Source organism: Pseudoalteromonas sp. SANK 73390 (genome assembly GCF_054966645.1).
In genome coordinates, this window is record NZ_ARPN01000114.1 from 19,625 (window position 1) to 35,876 (window position 16,252).

The window sequence follows — 16,252 nt, forward strand, 5'->3', positions numbered from 1 at the left end:
AGTGAGCGTTAACTTACATGAGTGATCAAGTAGCAGAGTTGTTGTCAATTATGGCAACATTGCGTGACCCCGAAAAAGGGTGTGACTGGGATAAGCAACAAACGTTTAAATCTATTGTGCCACACACATTAGAAGAAGCATATGAAGTTGCTGATGCAATTGAAAGTAATAGTATGGATGCCTTAAAAGATGAATTGGGGGATTTATTATTTCAAGTTGTGTTTTATGCGCAAATGGCACAAGAACAAGGGACGTTTGACTTTAATGATATCGTAACTGGGTTGAACGACAAGCTAACACGTCGACACCCTCATGTATTTAAAGGGCAGCAACAATTGTCTGATGCTCAGCTCGAAGTGCAGTGGCAAGCTATTAAAGCACAAGAAAGGGCTGCTAAGCACTTAGCTAAAAAGCTACCTTTATGGGGTGATATTCCCAAAGTGTTACCGGCTTTATCAAGAGCACACAAGATTCAAAAGTGTGTTGCAGCATTAGGCTTTGATTGGCCTAGTTACCATGGTGCACTTGATAAAGTGAGCGAAGAAGTGCAAGAGGTCAGCGAAGCGCTAGCTCAAGACCCACATTCAGCGCATAGCGCAGAAGAATTGGGAGATTTATTATTTGCTACAGTCAATGTGGCCCGACACGCTAAGCACGACCCAGAACAAGTTCTGCGTTTGGCATGTGATAAGTTTACAGACCGCTTTGAGCGAGTAGACGAAACCTTGCGTCAGCAAGGGTTATGCCTCAAAGATGCAACGTTATCGCAAATGGACAGTGCTTGGGAGCAAGTTAAACAACAAAAATAGGGCGAGAAGACAAGGCATCGCTTAGTGTGATTTTTAGCTGGATTGATTTGAGGTGCTTTGCTATACTATCGCCCCGTCTTGATTCTTATTTAAATTCCATTTTTCCTGATATTCTAGGGTTCGCATGAGTACAAAATTTATCTTCGTAACGGGCGGAGTTGTTTCCTCCTTGGGTAAAGGTATTGCAGCTGCATCTTTAGCCGCTATTTTAGAAGCACGTGGCTTGAATGTAACGATTCTTAAGCTGGATCCCTATATCAATGTTGATCCGGGCACGATGAGCCCGATTCAACACGGTGAGGTGTTTGTAACAGAAGATGGCGCAGAAACTGACCTTGATTTAGGTCACTATGAGCGCTTTATTCGCACCAAAATGACAAGTCGTAATAACTTCACTCAAGGTCGAGTTTTTGAAGATGTATTACGTCGTGAGCGTAAGGGCGAATATTTAGGTGCCACTATTCAAGTTATTCCCCATATAACTAATGATATTAAGCGTCGTGTACTGGAAGGTGCTGAAGGCTATGATATTGCGATTGTTGAAGTGGGTGGTACTGTTGGTGATATCGAATCACAACCTTTTTTAGAAGCACTTCGTCAGCTAGGCACGGTGCTTGGTCGTGAACATGCACTATTCATGCACTTAACACTGGTGCCATTTCTTGGTACTGCAGGTGAAGTGAAAACAAAACCAACGCAACACTCTGTGAAAGAGCTTCGTTCAATTGGTATTCAACCAGATATTTTAGTTTGCCGCTCAAATTGTCGGTTACCCGCTAATGAACGTGCAAAAATTGCATTGTTCACCAATGTTGAAGAAAAAGCTGTTATTTCACTCCCTGATGTAGACAGCATTTATAAAATTCCAGCGCTCTTGAAATCGCAAGACTTAGATAATCTAGTTTGTCGTCGCTTTTACCTAGAAGCACCAGAAGCTGACTTGGTTGAGTGGGAGCAGGTACTTTATCAAGAGTCTAATCCAACGGGTGAAGTAACGATTGGTATGGTTGGTAAATATATTGAGTTGCCAGATGCCTATAAATCAGTAAACGAAGCGCTTAAGCACGCTGGCTTGAAAAATCGAGTAACGGTTAACATTGAGTATGTTGATTCACAAGACATTGAAAGTAAAGGTGTTGAAAGACTTTCTCATCTTGATGCTATTTTGGTACCTGGTGGTTTTGGTAACCGTGGCGTTGAAGGTAAAATTTTAGCTGCAAAATACGCACGTGAAAATAAAGTACCATACCTTGGTATCTGTTTAGGCATGCAGGTTGCTTTGATTGAATATGCTCGAAATGTTGCAGGCCTTGAAGGTGCAAACTCAACGGAGTTTGATGCAAAATCAGCACATCCAGTTATTGGCTTGATCACTGAATGGTTAGATGCAGAAGGTAATCTAGAAGTGCGTGATGAAGAGTCTGATTTAGGTGGCACTATGCGTTTAGGTGCGCAAAAGTGCCATCTTAAAAAGGGTTCTAAAGTCCGTGATGTTTATGGTAATGACGAAATTGTAGAGCGTCATCGCCACCGCTATGAAGTAAATAACCATTATGTTGAGCGTTTGGAAAAAGCAGGTTTACAATTTACCGGCTTATCGGAAGACAAAAAACTGGTGGAGATCATTGAAAATAAAGATCACCCTTGGTTCATTGCGGCTCAATTCCACCCTGAGTTTACCTCGACGCCTCGCGATGGGCACCCGCTATTTGAAGGGTTTATAGCAGCAGCTTATACTCACCAAAAAGCGCAATCGTAATTAAATAATAAGCCGTGCATTTGCGCGGCTTTTTTTATGAAGTAAGTATTGCTTTGCATTTAACATGTAAATGAAAACCAGTACTTATTTATAAGTATAAAAACATTACACTCACCACTTTGGGAATAAGAGGAATCAAGATGTCAAAAATCGTAAAAGTGATTGGCCGTGAAGTTATGGACTCACGTGGTAACCCGACAGTTGAAGCGGATGTTCATCTAGCTTCAGGCGCATGGGGTCGTGCATGTGCACCATCTGGTGCATCAACAGGAACTCGCGAAGCACTTGAACTACGTGATGGCGACAAATCTCGCTACTTAGGTAAAGGTGTTTTAACTGCTGTTAATTTCATTAACGCTGATATTGCTCAAGCACTTGAGGGCAAAGATGCTTTGAATCAACGCGCTGTTGACCAAGTTATGATCGATTTAGATGGCACTGAGAACAAAGAAAAACTAGGTGCAAATGCGATTTTAGCTGTATCACTTGCTAATGCAAAAGCAGCAGCAGAAGATAAAGGTGTTGCATTGTATGAGCATATTGCAGACATCAACGGTACATCAGGCCAGTATTCAATGCCTGTGCCTATGATGAATATTATCAACGGTGGTGAGCACGCAGATAACAACGTTGATATTCAAGAGTTTATGGTTCAGCCTGTGGGTGCTAAGAGCTTCCGTGAAGCATTACGTATGGGTGCTGAAATTTTCCATAGCTTGAAAAAAGTCCTTAATGCTCGTGGCTTAAACACAGCGGTAGGTGATGAAGGTGGATTTGCACCAGATTTAAAATCTAATGAAGAAGCGTTAGAAGTTATTGCTCAAGCAGTAAGTGACGCAGGCTATGAGCTAAACAAAGATATTACACTTGCTTTGGATTGTGCGGCATCAGAGTTTTACGTTGATGGTAAATACGACCTTAAAGGCGAAGGTAAAGCATTTGATTCAGCAGGCTTTGCTGATTTCTTAGCTGACCTTGCTGCTCGTTACCCAATTGTATCAATTGAAGATGGTTTAGATGAAAGTGATTGGGCAGGCTGGAAAGTACTAACAGATAAAATCGGCGACAAAGTGCAGCTAGTTGGTGATGATTTATTTGTAACTAACACGAAGATTCTTAAACGCGGTATCGATGAGAACATTGGTAACTCAATCTTAATTAAGTTTAACCAAATTGGTTCACTGTCAGAAACTTTAGATGCGATTAAGATGGCGCATGATGCTGGCTTTACTGCTGTTATCTCGCATCGCTCGGGTGAAACTGAAGATGCAACAATTGCTGATTTAGCAGTGGGTACAGCTGCGGGTCAAATCAAGACAGGATCACTGTGTCGCTCAGACCGTGTTGCTAAATATAACCAACTACTTCGCATCGAAGAAGCTTTGGGTGAGAAAGCAGCGTATAAAGGTCGTTCAGAAATTAAAGGTCAGTAATTTCTGAACAATAATTAAATGCTTTAAATACCGCTCAGCGTTAATGTAGCGGTATTTTTTTTGCTCAAAATAAACCAAGGTAGTGTCCATTGAATATCTGTAATATCAATTTTATTAAAACATTGATCATTGTAGCGAGCTAAATGATTCATTAACGACGTTAAAAATGACTCATGTAGAATAGCCACATACCGAAATTTATGCCTGCTTACTAAGCCATTTATCTGCCGTAATATCTCGTCATATTGATAATAGAATTATGCTTTAAACTCTTGCATGAGGATACTTTGTGTAAAGTTAGTTTTTAAGTAAAACCCCCTTGGTAATGTTTTTATAATCTTGCCTGCAGGTCCTATGGCATCAGTGGTTACTCTACTATTAGCCGCTTTAGGCCTGATTTGCATAACTTGCCCTAAGTGCCCCGAAATTTCATCTACACGACCCAACGCGATGAGCTCAATTTGTTCTTCCCAATCTCTTTGTAGTGCAGCTTGTTGAGCTGCTGATGGCTGCCATAAAAAACCACTGCCAATAGTGCGATCAACTGGCAGGATATCTCGTTCAGCCAGCACTGGCAGCCATAGTACATGGTTGAGCTTCTTTTTTACGGTACTGTTTTCCCACCTGATGCCTGTTAAGTTAGTAAGTGGGACAACAGAGACATAGGTTGTCTCTAGAGGTTTACCTGCATAATCAATAGGTAGCGATTTTAGTTCAATTCCTAATAATTCAAAGTCAGGTACAGGTTTTGAGCCTGCGCTTGCACCTAGCACATACTCTAAGAGCTGCCCAGGCCACCCCTTTTCACGTAATAAGTGCTCGGGGCTTTTAAATTGATATTGAGTTGCCAGGTCGCCCAGTGTAAGACCCGAAATCGCTTCAACACGCTGCATCAATTCTGCGATTGTTTGGGGCGGAGAGGGTTTAATCATGATAAGTAATAATAGCCAGATTATGGAACAGGCATTGTAACTAAAATTCGTAATATAGAGAAATTCAAGTTAAATGGCTGTGCGATTTTTAATCTAGTTTGTTTTTGTTTATTTAATCACCGCATGAATATACAGTGCTTTTCTTTATTGTATTGAAATAAAAGAAATTTTCTATTCTTAGTTGAGAGGAGCAACCTGTAAAAAATAGGAGGGATTGGATAAATACAACAATATGAACATAATTATCCACAGTTTCTGTGGAGAAAGTACTGTATATGCCGGTTAATTGTGGATTTGTTTGTAAATTAAGCGTAGTTATGAAAAATTATGTACAAGCTGTGAGTAACTTGAGTGAAAGCAGGAATAATATTTGCCGTGTGCTAGAAGTTGTGGAACAATCATTAAAAATCGACTTATAAAAGAGGCACTAAGGTGATTGATGCCGAAGGTTTTCGTGCCAATGTCGGAATAGTGATCTGTAATAATCAAGGTCAAGTATTTTGGGCTCGGCGTTTTGGACAGCATTCTTGGCAGTTTCCACAAGGTGGCGTTGATGAGGGGGAGACTCCTGAACAAACGATGTATAGAGAACTGTATGAGGAAGTGGGTTTAAAGCAAGAAGATGTAGAAATTGTTGCCAGTTCTAAGCACTGGTTACGTTATAAATTACCAAAGCGGTTGATCCGCCGAGATTCAAGTCCAGTGTGTATTGGGCAAAAGCAAAAATGGTTTTTGCTGAAGCTTAGGTGTAAAGATGAAGATGTAGATTTGTTGCATACACATCATCCTGAATTTGATGATTGGCGATGGGTCAGCTATTGGTATCCAGTTAGGCAAGTAGTATCTTTTAAAAGAGATGTATATCGGCGTGTGATGAAAGAGTTTGCACCGTTTGCAATGCCCTTTAATAGAAAAGAGCCTCAGGGCAGAGAGTCATCTAATTGGCGGCATCGCCGATAAAAGGAGTTAATAGTGTTAGCAACGTTGCGCTCAATTGTTGAATCGGTTTCACAACAAGCAAATCTTGATGATGCTTTGACGCAATTTGTAACTTTGGTCAAACAGGCCATGAATACTGAATGTTGCTCCATTTACTTTGCAGACTATAGCCAAGACAACTTTGTACTAATGGCCAGTGATGGCTTAAATCCAAATGCTATTGGTCAATTTAGAGTGGGCTTTACCGAGGGTTTAGTGGGGCTAGTGGCTCAAAGAGAAGAGCCAATTAATATTGCTTATGCGCAGTCTCATCCCCGTTTTAAATTATCACCAGAAGTAAATGAAGAAGGCTATAATGCGTTCTTATCTGTGCCCGTGGTTCACCAGCGCAAAGTGCTAGGTGTCATTGTTGTACAGCAAAAGATGGCTCGGGTATTTAGTCATGATGAAGAGTCATTTCTTATTACGTTGTCAGCTCAACTGGCCTCTCAACTCGCACATGCTGAAATGCAAAGTATTTTGACGCAAGAGGCAAGTGCGCACCATACATCTGTATTAAAAGGTGTATCTGGTTCGCCGGGTATCGCGATTGGTAAGGCGTTTGTGATACTTCCCAAGCTTAGTTTTGATAGCATTGAGCCACAAAAATCAGCGAATATTGAGCAGCAAAGACAGTTGTTTTTGCAGGCAGTCGCCACAACTCGTCAAGAATTTCATCTTCTGGCGAATACCCTTAGTGACACAATACCTAAAGAGGCGTTAGCAGTTTTTGAGGTTTATCAACAACTGTTAGATGCGCAAAGCTTGGGCCAACAAGTAGATACCCAGCTAAATTTAGGGTGGAACGCTAAAAGTGCCTTAAAGCATGTAATTGAAGGCTTAGTTAAACAATTTAATGCGATGCAAGACCCCTATATTAAAGAGCGTGCGGTTGACGTCAAAGATATTGGCTTAAGGGTGTTACACCACTTAGTCAGTACTGAGCATGTAGCTAAGTCATATCCTGAGGATACCGTATTAATAACACATACCCTCACACCGACTATGCTTGCAGAAATACCCAAAGATAAGTTAAAAGGCGTGGTGAGTGTGCAAGGTGCAGCTAATTCGCACGCGTCGATTTTAACAAAAGCAATGGGTATTCCAGCAATTTGGGGTGTGGAAGATATTCCCCTTTTACAGTTAGAAAATAAAGACATTATCTTAGATGGTTATGCTGGGCGGCTATATATTTCGCCTTCTAACGTACTGCGTCACGAATATGAGCAAATGCGTTACCAAGAAGGGCTACTGCATGATAAGTTTGAAGCAGAACATGCACTACCACCTATAACGCTAGATGGTGAGCGAGTGAGCTTATTACTTAACGCTGGACTTGATTTGAGCACTGAAACATTAACTGCTAAATATTGCGATGGCGTAGGTTTATATCGTACTGAAGCATGGTTTATGCAAAAAGGATGTTTTCCGTCCCAGAGCGAACAAGAGCAATGGTATCGCGAAGTTTTAACACGCTATCATCCAGAGCCTGTGGTGATGCGCACCTTAGATATAGGTGGGGATAAAGTTTTAGATTACTTTGATATTAAAGAAGAGAACCCTTTTTTGGGCTGGCGTGGTATCCGAGTATCGTTAGATCACCCTGAGCTGTTTCTCGATCAATTAAAAGCCATGATTAAAGCTAATGCAGGGTTAGGTAACTTGCGTATCATGTTACCTATGGTGAGTCACACAGAAGAAGTTGATGACTCTTTAGCTTTACTTGAGCAAGCGTATTTTGAGTTACAACAAGAGTGGGCTGATCAGTTTCTATTAATCGATAAGCCAGAGGTTGGGGTGATGTTAGAGGTTCCTTCAAGTGTGTTTTTATTGCCTGAATGGTCAAAAAAAGTCGACTTCTGTTCTGTGGGTAGTAATGATCTTACACAATACTTATTAGCCGTTGATAGAAATAATGCACAAGTTGCGGATTTATTTGACCCCTATCACCCTAGTGTACTTCGCGTGCTCAATAGTATTGCTAAAAGCTGTCAAAACTTTGAGCTACCCTTTAGTTTGTGTGGTGAGCTAGGTGGTGAACCAGAAGGGGCGATTTTATTGGTGGCTATGGGCTATCGACGACTCAGTATGAATATTTCCTCTTTAAGTAAAGTAAAGTGGGTACTAAGGCGTTTACATGTAAGTAGTATGGAAGAGTTGCTCGAGGAGTGTTTAGCACAGGCATGCGCTAAACAAGTTCATCGTTTATTACGTAACTTTATGATTGAACATAATTTCAGCGAACTACTCTATCAGTCAAACTAACCACGATAGTAAAGATGCACAGTCGCAAAGAATGCGTTACCATTACGCGCTTAAAAATAATAAGAGATATTGATTTATGAGCGACGTTATCTTGCTGATAGCCAGTTGCGCATTACTTGGAAGTGTTGTTGGTTTTCTTGCAGGGTTACTGGGGATCGGTGGCGGGCTAGTAATTGTCCCCATTTTATCCAGTATTTTACGTTATTTTAATATTGTTCCAGAGTCACAAATAGTTTTAGTGGCTATTGCTACTTCTTTAGCATCTATTTTATTCACCTCTACTTCGTCTGCATTAGCACATCACCGAAATGGCAATGTGCCATGGGATATTGCTCCTTTTGTAATGGGAGGGGTTGCAGTAGGGGCGTTAATTAGTGGCTTTTTAGCTGCACTACTGCCAGAGCCAATTATACGCGGTATATTTGCTACCAGTGTGGTGCTGATAGCAATTAGAATGCTCTATAGTAGCTCCAAAAAGACTGCACCTATACGAAGGCTCCCAAGTGGACCGGTTCTGTCAATGTTCACGACTATGATGGGTGGCTTATCAGCAATGATAGGAATAGGGGGTGGTGCTTTAATTGTACCTTTGCTTAGTTACTTTTCTTTAGATATTAGAAAGGCAATTGGGTGTGCATCGGCTTGTGGCATTGTCATCGCCTTATTTGGTTCGTTGGGATATATTACATCAGGAAGTGCTCATTATACTATTTTACAAGGTTTTGCTGGCTTTATCTATTTACCAGCATTGTTTGGTATTGTATTAACGTCTTGGTTTATGGCACCAGTAGGTGCTAAGTCGACTCAGTTTTTACCGGTTTCGACAATCAAGAAAATTTTCGCGGCGTTGCTGTTAGTCATCGCCACTCACATGATCATTAGTTAAGGGAAAGCGATGGCTTTGCAGTTTCCACAGATTGACCCCATTATATTTTCAATAGGGCCATTGAGCGTGCGTTGGTACGGCGTGATGTATTTAATTGGTTTTTTGTTTGCTATGTGGATGGCAAATAGGCAAGCCGAAAAGCCCAACTCAGGCTGGACCAAAGAGCAAGTTAGTGATTTGCTGTTTTACAGCATGTTAGGTGTGATCTTAGGTGGAAGAATTGGTTATGTGTTGTTTTATCAGTTTTCATATTTTATAGAGAATCCATTATATTTATTTAGAATTGACCAAGGTGGTATGTCTTTTCATGGTGGTGCATTGGGTGTGATCACAGCCATCATTGTATTTGCGTTACGAACCAAAAAGTCAATTGTATCCGTTGGTGACTTTGTTGTACCTCTGGTGCCAGTTGGCCTTATGGCGGGAAGAATAGGTAACTTTATTAATGGTGAGCTTTGGGGTCGAACGACCGACGTACCTTGGGCGTTTGTATTCCCGACAGGTGGACCATTACCAAGACATCCATCGCAATTGTATGAAGCGCTTTTTGAAGGCTTAGTATTATTTATTATGCTTGTCTGGTTCGCTAAAAAACCAAGACCAGCGGGAAGCATAGCAGGCTTATTCTTGCTCGGTTATGGTGTATTTCGCTTTGTGATAGAGTATTTCAGAGAGCCTGATGCGCATATTGGCTTGTATGCAGGCATGATTTCTCAAGGGCAAATATTGTCATTGCCTATGGTAATTGCCGGCGCTGCACTGATGGTGTGGGCATACAAAGTACAGCCAGAGTCAATAAAAAATAAATAAGATAGTCATTATGAAACAATATCTAGATTTGATGCGCCATGTAAAAGAGCATGGCACCAAAAAAGAAGACCGTACTGGCACAGGCACGATGAGTGTATTTGGTTATCAAATGCGCTTTGACTTGCAAGAAGGTTTTCCATTAGTAACAACGAAAAAATGTCATTTGCGCTCGATTATCCACGAATTACTTTGGTTCTTGAAAGGCGAAACAAACATTGCTTATTTGCAAGAAAATGGCGTGAAAATTTGGGATGAATGGGCAACTGATGAAGGTGAACTGGGCCCAGTTTACGGCAAGCAATGGCGCTCTTGGACCGGTGAAACTGGGCAAGTGGTTGATCAGATAAAAGACTTGGTTGAACAAATAAAAAACAATCCAGACTCGCGGCGTCTTATTGTTAGTGCTTGGAACCCCGCATTATTACCCGATACGCAGTATACACCAAAAGAAAATGCTGCCATGGGTAAGCAAGCTTTACCTCCATGTCATACTTTATTTCAATTTTATGTTTTAGATGGCAAGCTTTCTTGTCAATTATACCAGCGTAGTGGCGATATTTTCTTAGGAGTGCCTTTTAATATAGCCAGTTATGCGCTACTGACATTGATGGTGGCACAGGTCTGTGATTTACAACCCGGTGAGTTTATTCATACCTTTGGCGATGCGCATTTGTATCTGAATCACCTAGAGCAAGTCGATGAGCAGCTATCTCGTACGCCATTTGCAAAGCCAACGATGAATATAAACCGCAATGTAAAAGATATATTTGCTTTTACCTTTGAAGATTTTGAGCTTGAAGGATATCAAGCTCATCCACATATTAAAGCACCCGTGGCCATTTAGGAGAGAAAATGAAAGCCGTTATTCCAGTTGCCGGTTTAGGCACAAGAATGTTGCCTGCAACTAAAGCAATTCCAAAAGAAATGTTGCCTATCGTTGATAAGCCACTTATTCAATATGTTGTTAATGAAGCGGTCGCGGCAGGGGTTAAAGAAATTGTATTGGTAACGTATTCCAGTAAAAACTCAATAGAAAATCATTTTGATACTAGTTTTGAACTTGAAGCAACTTTGGAAAAGCGTGTAAAGCGCCAGCTTTTAGAAGAAGTTCAGGCTATTTGCCCAAAAGACGTGACCATTATTCATGTTCGTCAAGGTGAGGCTAAAGGCTTAGGCCATGCAATCAACTGTGCCAGACCGATTATTGGTGATGCGCCGTTTGTGGTTATGCTGCCAGATGTATTAATTGATGAAGCAGCCAGTGATTTATCAAAAGACAATTTAGCACAAATGATCCAGCGATTTATAGAGCAAGGTCAAAGCCAAATCATGGTTGAGCCTGTAGCGCACCAAGATGTTGACAAGTTCGGTATTGCCGATATTGGTGATGTGACGTTAACAGCGGGTGAAAGTGCAGATTTGTATACTTTGGTTGAAAAACCAGCGATTGAAGATGCGCCGTCTGATCTGGCGGTGGTTGGGCGTTATGTATTGAGTAAAGAAATATGGCCACTGCTTGCTAAAACTCCTTTGGGCGCAGGTGGTGAGATTCAGCTAACTGATGCTATCGCAATGCTAATGGAGCAAGAGAAAGTTCAAGCTTATGCAATGAAAGGCAAAAGCCATGATTGCGGCAGCAAATTAGGCTATTTACAGGCTAATGTTGAATATGCATTAAGGCGTAGTGAATTCAGTAGCGATTTGAAAGCACATATTAAATCTTTGCTTTAATACTAGCCGCGTCGAATGTAAATAGTGGGTTATATAATCTTTTGACTGTAAAAAGTGCCTTTATGGCACTTTTTTTGCTTTTGAATACACAAGGAATATTGCCTTTTTGAAGTATTAAGGGAGCATGAAGATGTTAGATGCCAAAAAATTCGTTTTATCCTTACTGGTTGGCTTGTTAAGTGTTTCTTGTTCCTTGATAGATATGAACAGGAGTGAAGACACGCAATTTGTCACTAAAGCCGAAGTACAGCCTTATTTAACGCAATGGCAGAATAGCCAAGACAGTATCACTCGCCTTAGTGAAATGGAAAATGATTTAGCACTACTAATAAGGCTAGTTGCATCACAAGCCGATTTAGAAGCGCTCCCTTCTGAGCTAAGGAGTGATTTACAGCAAGTGACTCATGCTGCTGCAGATAAAGAGAGTGACGCACAGCCGCAGTCTTTCGTTAAATTAGCAATGTTCATGCAAAAATCACGGGCTGATTCTTATTTAGCGCAGTTTAAAAAACGCCACCCTAAACTCGCGACAGTGATGACTTATCAAGTCAGTGGTTTTACCAAAGGGAATATAGAATATTATCGCGCTGTGGCAGGGCCATTTAGCCATAAAAGAGATGCAGAAAAAGTGTGCTATATATTGCGAACCATGTCGCAGTCATGCCAAGTGCTTATAGAGTAAGTGATTTATTTGAAATTTTTTGTCATTCTTTTTAACTTTGGCAAATAGTTTTAGTGTATCGACTAATTTACTCATATCTCCCACTCGTATTGTGTTTGATGGACGTACACGAACAGCGAAGGAGTATGTTATCAATAACTCTTCTGAGCGGAAAATGTATCGTTTGCAGTGGCAAGAGAAAAGACGAAGCTTGAAGGCGGATATTAATCATTTGTGAGGGTATTTTTGGATGAGAACAATAATGGTGAATTTGATGCGACAGAGCAACTAATAAAAGATGTAAAAGTACATGCATCGCAAGCTTATCGGCATGCTGTTACCAATGCAAAAGGTGTAGCTATATTGACGAGTATGCAAATAAATAGACAAACAGATATTGTATTGGATGAGACTAGCATAGCCGAGCCATTTATTATCCCTGCGCATGAGGGGGTTTCTATTACACCAAGAGCTGGATATGTGGAATACATCGACTTTCCATTAGTAAACTCAAGCGAAGTAGAGGGAAGTGTATATTTAGCCGATGGCAAAGTTTTGCCGTATGCCAAAGTAAAGTTAATAGATGAAAAAGGCAGTGAAGTTGCAAGTACAGAGTCGGCTTATGATGGCTATTACTTATTGACAGGTTTGAAACCAGGCGAATACACAGCAACAGTTGAGCAATCTCAAATGGAACAAAAAAGTCTTAAAGCAAAGCAGCGGGTTCATGTTGAACTACCGAATGAAGGGGAGGTACTTTCTGAAGTAAACCTGTCATTGCAAGCGCTAAGTAAAGTGGATGGTGTGGTGGCAAGCTTAGGTGAGTTTTCGTCTTTACCCATTTTAAAAACATACTTTGTTTTGATCAGTAATAAAATAAATAAGTTAGATGCTTATCAACCTTTTTACACATACGATCCGCAGCAAGAAAAATACATTCTAGCTTTAAGCTACACGAAAAAGTCGGTTGCTAATGCAGTGTCTGACTGCGAACAGGTAGAAAAACATGGATTAACGTGTAATGTTTTGCACACGTTGATTCGGTACTAATTTAAAGAAGGAATAAATGGTGCATAAAATAAACTTGCAAATATGGCAGCTCGTTATGATTGCTATTTATTGTTGTTAGCAGTGCCTGCACAAGTACAAAAAACACTGAAGAACAAGAAGTAACATTGACTAGAACACAGTTAGAGCAATTGCAAGAGTCTGCTAGGCAGTGGCAGGAGGCAAAAGCTGGCGTGGCAAGGTTATTGCGTATAGAGAAAGATCTAAGCGTTTTAATAACTCAGCTTGATAGCTTAGTTAAACAGCAAATCAATAGTGAAAATGGTAATAAGGGTACGTACGCAAGCGAGCAACCCCGTAAAAAGGTAACACAAGTAACAGCAGCAAAGCAGGCTAGAAAAGAGTCACAAATGACACCTGAGAAATTAGAGTCGTTACCTAAAATGACTCCTAAATATACATTGCAATTAAGCGCTGTAACACAAAAAAACAGGCTAGATAATTTAATTCCAAATTTGAAATCAAAGTTGCCAGACACATTAAGTGAAAATTTAAACATTGAAACCGCACAAATAAATAATATGACATTTTATCGTTTAAAAGCTGGTGGTTACTCAGACAAAAAGTTGGCTCTAGAAGCATGTCGCAACCTTAAGCTAAAATCAATAAACTGTATTGTTTGCCTTTCGAGTGAACAAACGACGAAAACCAAACTGTAATTAATATTTAGGTATGGTTTTTGCATTTATTTAAACAGAGTTATTTGTTTAGGTTTAATAAAAATGCGCTTAGTTCTATTTTTGTTATGCATTGGTCTTTCAGGGTGCCAAAACATAGGGTATGTAAACAAGCAACACCCTCTTTATATTACACCCGAGAAAAAGATGGCATCTTATACTGTTCATCAATATGTGAGTGATCTTAGTGTTCAGCTCAGTAACATATCAGGTGTTCGTAAGCGCAATGCCCGCATTGCAGTAATGAGTTTTTTTAAGGCTGAAGGCCTAGGAGAGGGACTTGCAACCCAACAAGCTGCAGGTCTAAGCCAACAAATACAAGAGAGTCTATTGACCCAATTTACACAATTGGGTTATCACATCGTGGAGCATCGATTAGAAAATCAGCTATCTCTGTTAGACAGTGCAGATAGTATGCTCAGTCGAAATATTGAGAATTTACGTGAGCGCCAGAGTATTGACTTTGTAGTGGCAGGCACTTTAACCCAGCAGCAACATGCTTATATTGTTAACGCAAGACTAATAGATACGCAAAATGGTCGAGTTGTTTCTGCTGCGACCACTGAGATTCCAGTGAACGTGATGTGGTCAGATGAAAAAATACAGCAACGCGATGGGTTTATCTATCGCAGTGAATATTGATGAGGAACATACAATGAAGAATTATTTGTATCTTTTGCTATTACCATTGAGCGTTGGCTGTGCAAACATGCTGGACAACTTTGGTTCTCAGAGCCAGCAAGTTCAGGGCAATAATAATGCACAACGTGGCGTTATAGCACCCAACACGTCAAAGGAACTATTCCAATCTCGTAACGCAATGCCAAATTTAGTCAGCCAAAGAGCGAATGTGAGCCGCAAGAACATCAACCATTATGTGCGTGGAATAATGCAAGACTTGGTAGAAAACTTGCAATATGTGAATGCAAAAACACCTTTGGCAGTATCAAGCTTTGTCTACCTAGATGATGATTATGATCAGGGGACCTTATTAGGTAACCAACTTTCAGAAAGCTTTATGCATGAATTACATAAATTTGGTGTATCTGTAGTTGACTTTAAAACGACAGACTACATGAGAGTAACTCCACAAGGTGACTTTGTTTTTAGTCGTGATTATTTGGAGCTTAATGAAACACATAGCTTTCAATATGTTTTAGCGGGCACTTTAGTTAATCATCAAGGTGGTGTATTAGTTAATGCTCGAATCGTAGGTATTAACAGTAAAGCCGTGGTTGGTTCCGCACAGGGTTTTATCCCTCAGCAAGTTGTTGATGCTTTGGGTAATAGTTATAGAACGGATGGCATTTTACTGAAAAAAACCAGTAATTGAGGTGTGAAATGAAGCAGCAAAATTATCTGTTGATAGCAATGGCATTTACCTTAGGTGGTTGCCAATTATTAAATAATACTCAAGCATCAATTGCACAGCAGCAAGTAGCGCCCAGTCAAATTGATGTGCTCTATCGTGAAGCCCATGAACAGCAGCAAGCAGATGAGCTACAGAGCTTGCCAAATTCACGTCGCTTTAGTCCCGTAATACATAACTTACAGTTGGCTAATTATGTTGAACAAATGGCTTTGGAACTTGTAGATACTTTGTATTCTGAGCAAGAGGTAAATATCGCGGTCACATCTTTTGTAGACTTTGATAATAACTTACGTACAACAAATCAGCTTGGTAATCAGCTTGCTGAAACCTTCATTCACCAACTGCAAAAATTTGGGTACGGTGTCGTGGACTTTAAAGCGACTCAGTCAGTGTCGGTGACAAAAGGCGGGGATTTTTCTTTTTCCAGAAGCTCTAAAGCGCTGACAAGTAAAAAAATCGCCAGTCATGTGCTTTCTGGCACCATGATATACAGAAGCACTGGTGTGGAAGTTAATGCGCGTGTTATTGATATTGATTCTAAACAAGTGGTCGCTAGCACGCGTAAAATGGTACCTGCATACGTGTTACATAATGCAGATATTGCATTGTCAGGGGCAAGATGAGGAATATTATTTAACTACATTAAGTGGCTGACTTTTATAAAAAAGCATTGAAATATAATAGAACCTACGGCTATAATTCCAGCCGTAGTGGCCCCTTAGTTAAATGGATATAACAGTCCCCTCCTAAGGGACGGTTGCAAGTTCGATTCTTGCAGGGGCCGCCAATATACCTACCTTATTATACATACCCTTAAATTATATTAAGATTCACTTTTATCAAGTCAAAGCCTTTGTTTGCTCTTGTTGTT

16 protein-coding genes and 1 tRNA gene are annotated in these 16,252 nt (G+C 40.4%); 16 read left to right on the top strand and 1 reads right to left on the bottom strand.

All coding sequences use genetic code 11. The features are described from left to right. Positions 1–17: 17 nt before the first annotated feature. From mazG to eno, 3 genes are all read left to right on the top strand, one after another. Entirely contained in the window at positions 18–809 is a 792-nt protein-coding gene (gene mazG, locus SANK73390_RS15910; RefSeq protein WP_462767206.1) for a nucleoside triphosphate pyrophosphohydrolase, read from the top strand. A 124-nt stretch (positions 810–933) separates the two neighbouring features. Continuing rightward, positions 934–2,568, top strand: a complete 1,635-nt coding sequence (locus tag SANK73390_RS15915; RefSeq protein ID WP_261594820.1) for a CTP synthase — start codon at positions 934–936, stop codon at positions 2,566–2,568. Between the two features lie 140 nt (positions 2,569–2,708). Next, complete coding sequence (eno, locus tag SANK73390_RS15920; protein ID WP_462767208.1) at positions 2,709–4,001, top strand: phosphopyruvate hydratase; 1,293 nt, start codon at positions 2,709–2,711, stop codon at positions 3,999–4,001. 257 nt (positions 4,002–4,258) lie between these two features. Here the strand turns inward: eno and mutH are convergent, their stop codons facing one another. Beyond that, the gene (gene mutH, locus SANK73390_RS15925) at positions 4,259–4,933 is read right to left on the bottom strand and encodes a DNA mismatch repair endonuclease MutH (RefSeq protein ID WP_462767211.1); all 675 of its coding nucleotides are present in this window, start codon (positions 4,931–4,933) and stop codon (positions 4,259–4,261) included. A 432-nt stretch (positions 4,934–5,365) separates the two neighbouring features. Between mutH and rppH the strand changes: the two genes are divergently transcribed. The 13 genes from rppH to SANK73390_RS15990 all read left to right on the top strand — a co-directional run bounded on the left by rppH (position 5,366) and on the right by SANK73390_RS15990 (position 16,168). After that, positions 5,366–5,893, top strand: a complete 528-nt coding sequence (gene rppH, locus SANK73390_RS15930; protein WP_261594817.1) for an RNA pyrophosphohydrolase — start codon at positions 5,366–5,368, stop codon at positions 5,891–5,893. Between the two features lie 12 nt (positions 5,894–5,905). After that, a complete protein-coding gene (ptsP, locus tag SANK73390_RS15935) occupies positions 5,906–8,176 on the top strand; it encodes a phosphoenolpyruvate--protein phosphotransferase (protein WP_462767214.1) in 2,271 nt (756 codons plus the stop codon). A 76-nt stretch (positions 8,177–8,252) separates the two neighbouring features. Continuing rightward, positions 8,253–9,062, top strand: coding sequence for a sulfite exporter TauE/SafE family protein (locus SANK73390_RS15940; protein WP_462767216.1), 810 nt, complete (start codon positions 8,253–8,255; stop codon positions 9,060–9,062). A gap of 9 nt (positions 9,063–9,071) precedes the next feature. Beyond that, complete coding sequence (lgt, locus tag SANK73390_RS15945; protein WP_261594814.1) at positions 9,072–9,872, top strand: prolipoprotein diacylglyceryl transferase; 801 nt, start codon at positions 9,072–9,074, stop codon at positions 9,870–9,872. 10 nt (positions 9,873–9,882) lie between these two features. Next, on the top strand, positions 9,883–10,716 hold the full coding sequence (locus tag SANK73390_RS15950; protein WP_462767219.1) for a thymidylate synthase: 834 nt from the start codon (positions 9,883–9,885) through the stop codon (positions 10,714–10,716). An 8-nt stretch (positions 10,717–10,724) separates the two neighbouring features. Beyond that, positions 10,725–11,603 (top strand): UTP--glucose-1-phosphate uridylyltransferase GalU, encoded by an 879-nt coding sequence (galU, locus tag SANK73390_RS15955; RefSeq protein WP_462767222.1) that lies wholly within the window; start codon positions 10,725–10,727, stop codon positions 11,601–11,603. A gap of 130 nt (positions 11,604–11,733) precedes the next feature. Further along, positions 11,734–12,285 carry an SPOR domain-containing protein gene (locus SANK73390_RS15960; RefSeq protein WP_462767224.1) on the top strand — a complete coding sequence of 184 codons (552 nt, stop codon included), beginning with the start codon at positions 11,734–11,736 and terminating at the stop codon, positions 12,283–12,285. A 225-nt stretch (positions 12,286–12,510) separates the two neighbouring features. Continuing rightward, complete coding sequence (locus tag SANK73390_RS15965) at positions 12,511–13,314, top strand: carboxypeptidase-like regulatory domain-containing protein (RefSeq protein WP_462767227.1); 804 nt, start codon at positions 12,511–12,513, stop codon at positions 13,312–13,314. Between the two features lie 125 nt (positions 13,315–13,439). Beyond that, positions 13,440–13,991, top strand: coding sequence for an SPOR domain-containing protein (locus SANK73390_RS15970; protein WP_462767229.1), 552 nt, complete (start codon positions 13,440–13,442; stop codon positions 13,989–13,991). 63 nt (positions 13,992–14,054) lie between these two features. Then, entirely contained in the window at positions 14,055–14,651 is a 597-nt protein-coding gene (locus tag SANK73390_RS15975) for a FlgO family outer membrane protein (protein WP_462767232.1), read from the top strand. Positions 14,652–14,664: 13 nt separating this feature from the next. Further along, complete coding sequence (locus SANK73390_RS15980) at positions 14,665–15,342, top strand: FlgO family outer membrane protein (RefSeq protein ID WP_462767270.1); 678 nt, start codon at positions 14,665–14,667, stop codon at positions 15,340–15,342. 8 nt (positions 15,343–15,350) lie between these two features. Continuing rightward, positions 15,351–16,004: a FlgO family outer membrane protein gene (locus tag SANK73390_RS15985; RefSeq protein WP_462767234.1), complete on the top strand. Its 654-nt coding sequence runs from the start codon at positions 15,351–15,353 to the stop codon at positions 16,002–16,004. An 89-nt stretch (positions 16,005–16,093) separates the two neighbouring features. Beyond that, a tRNA-Arg gene (locus SANK73390_RS15990) sits at positions 16,094–16,168 on the top strand. The last annotated feature ends 84 nt before the right edge of the window (positions 16,169–16,252 follow it).

Excerpts from the sequence above, each read along its gene's own strand:
- mazG (WP_462767206.1), top strand. The coding sequence starts at position 18 with ATGAGTGATCAAGTAGCAGAGTTGTTGTCAATTATGGCAACATTGCGT.
- SANK73390_RS15915 (WP_261594820.1), top strand. The coding sequence starts at position 934 with ATGAGTACAAAATTTATCTTCGTAACGGGCGGAGTTGTTTCCTCCTTG.
- eno (WP_462767208.1), top strand. The coding sequence starts at position 2,709 with ATGTCAAAAATCGTAAAAGTGATTGGCCGTGAAGTTATGGACTCACGT.
- mutH (WP_462767211.1), bottom strand. The coding sequence starts at position 4,933 with ATGATTAAACCCTCTCCGCCCCAAACAATCGCAGAATTGATGCAGCGT.
- SANK73390_RS15940 (WP_462767216.1), top strand. The coding sequence starts at position 8,253 with ATGAGCGACGTTATCTTGCTGATAGCCAGTTGCGCATTACTTGGAAGT.
- lgt (WP_261594814.1), top strand. The coding sequence starts at position 9,072 with ATGGCTTTGCAGTTTCCACAGATTGACCCCATTATATTTTCAATAGGG.
- SANK73390_RS15950 (WP_462767219.1), top strand. The coding sequence starts at position 9,883 with ATGAAACAATATCTAGATTTGATGCGCCATGTAAAAGAGCATGGCACC.
- galU (WP_462767222.1), top strand. The coding sequence starts at position 10,725 with ATGAAAGCCGTTATTCCAGTTGCCGGTTTAGGCACAAGAATGTTGCCT.
- SANK73390_RS15960 (WP_462767224.1), top strand. The coding sequence starts at position 11,734 with ATGTTAGATGCCAAAAAATTCGTTTTATCCTTACTGGTTGGCTTGTTA.
- SANK73390_RS15975 (WP_462767232.1), top strand. The coding sequence starts at position 14,055 with ATGCGCTTAGTTCTATTTTTGTTATGCATTGGTCTTTCAGGGTGCCAA.
- SANK73390_RS15980 (WP_462767270.1), top strand. The coding sequence starts at position 14,665 with ATGAAGAATTATTTGTATCTTTTGCTATTACCATTGAGCGTTGGCTGT.
- SANK73390_RS15985 (WP_462767234.1), top strand. The coding sequence starts at position 15,351 with ATGAAGCAGCAAAATTATCTGTTGATAGCAATGGCATTTACCTTAGGT.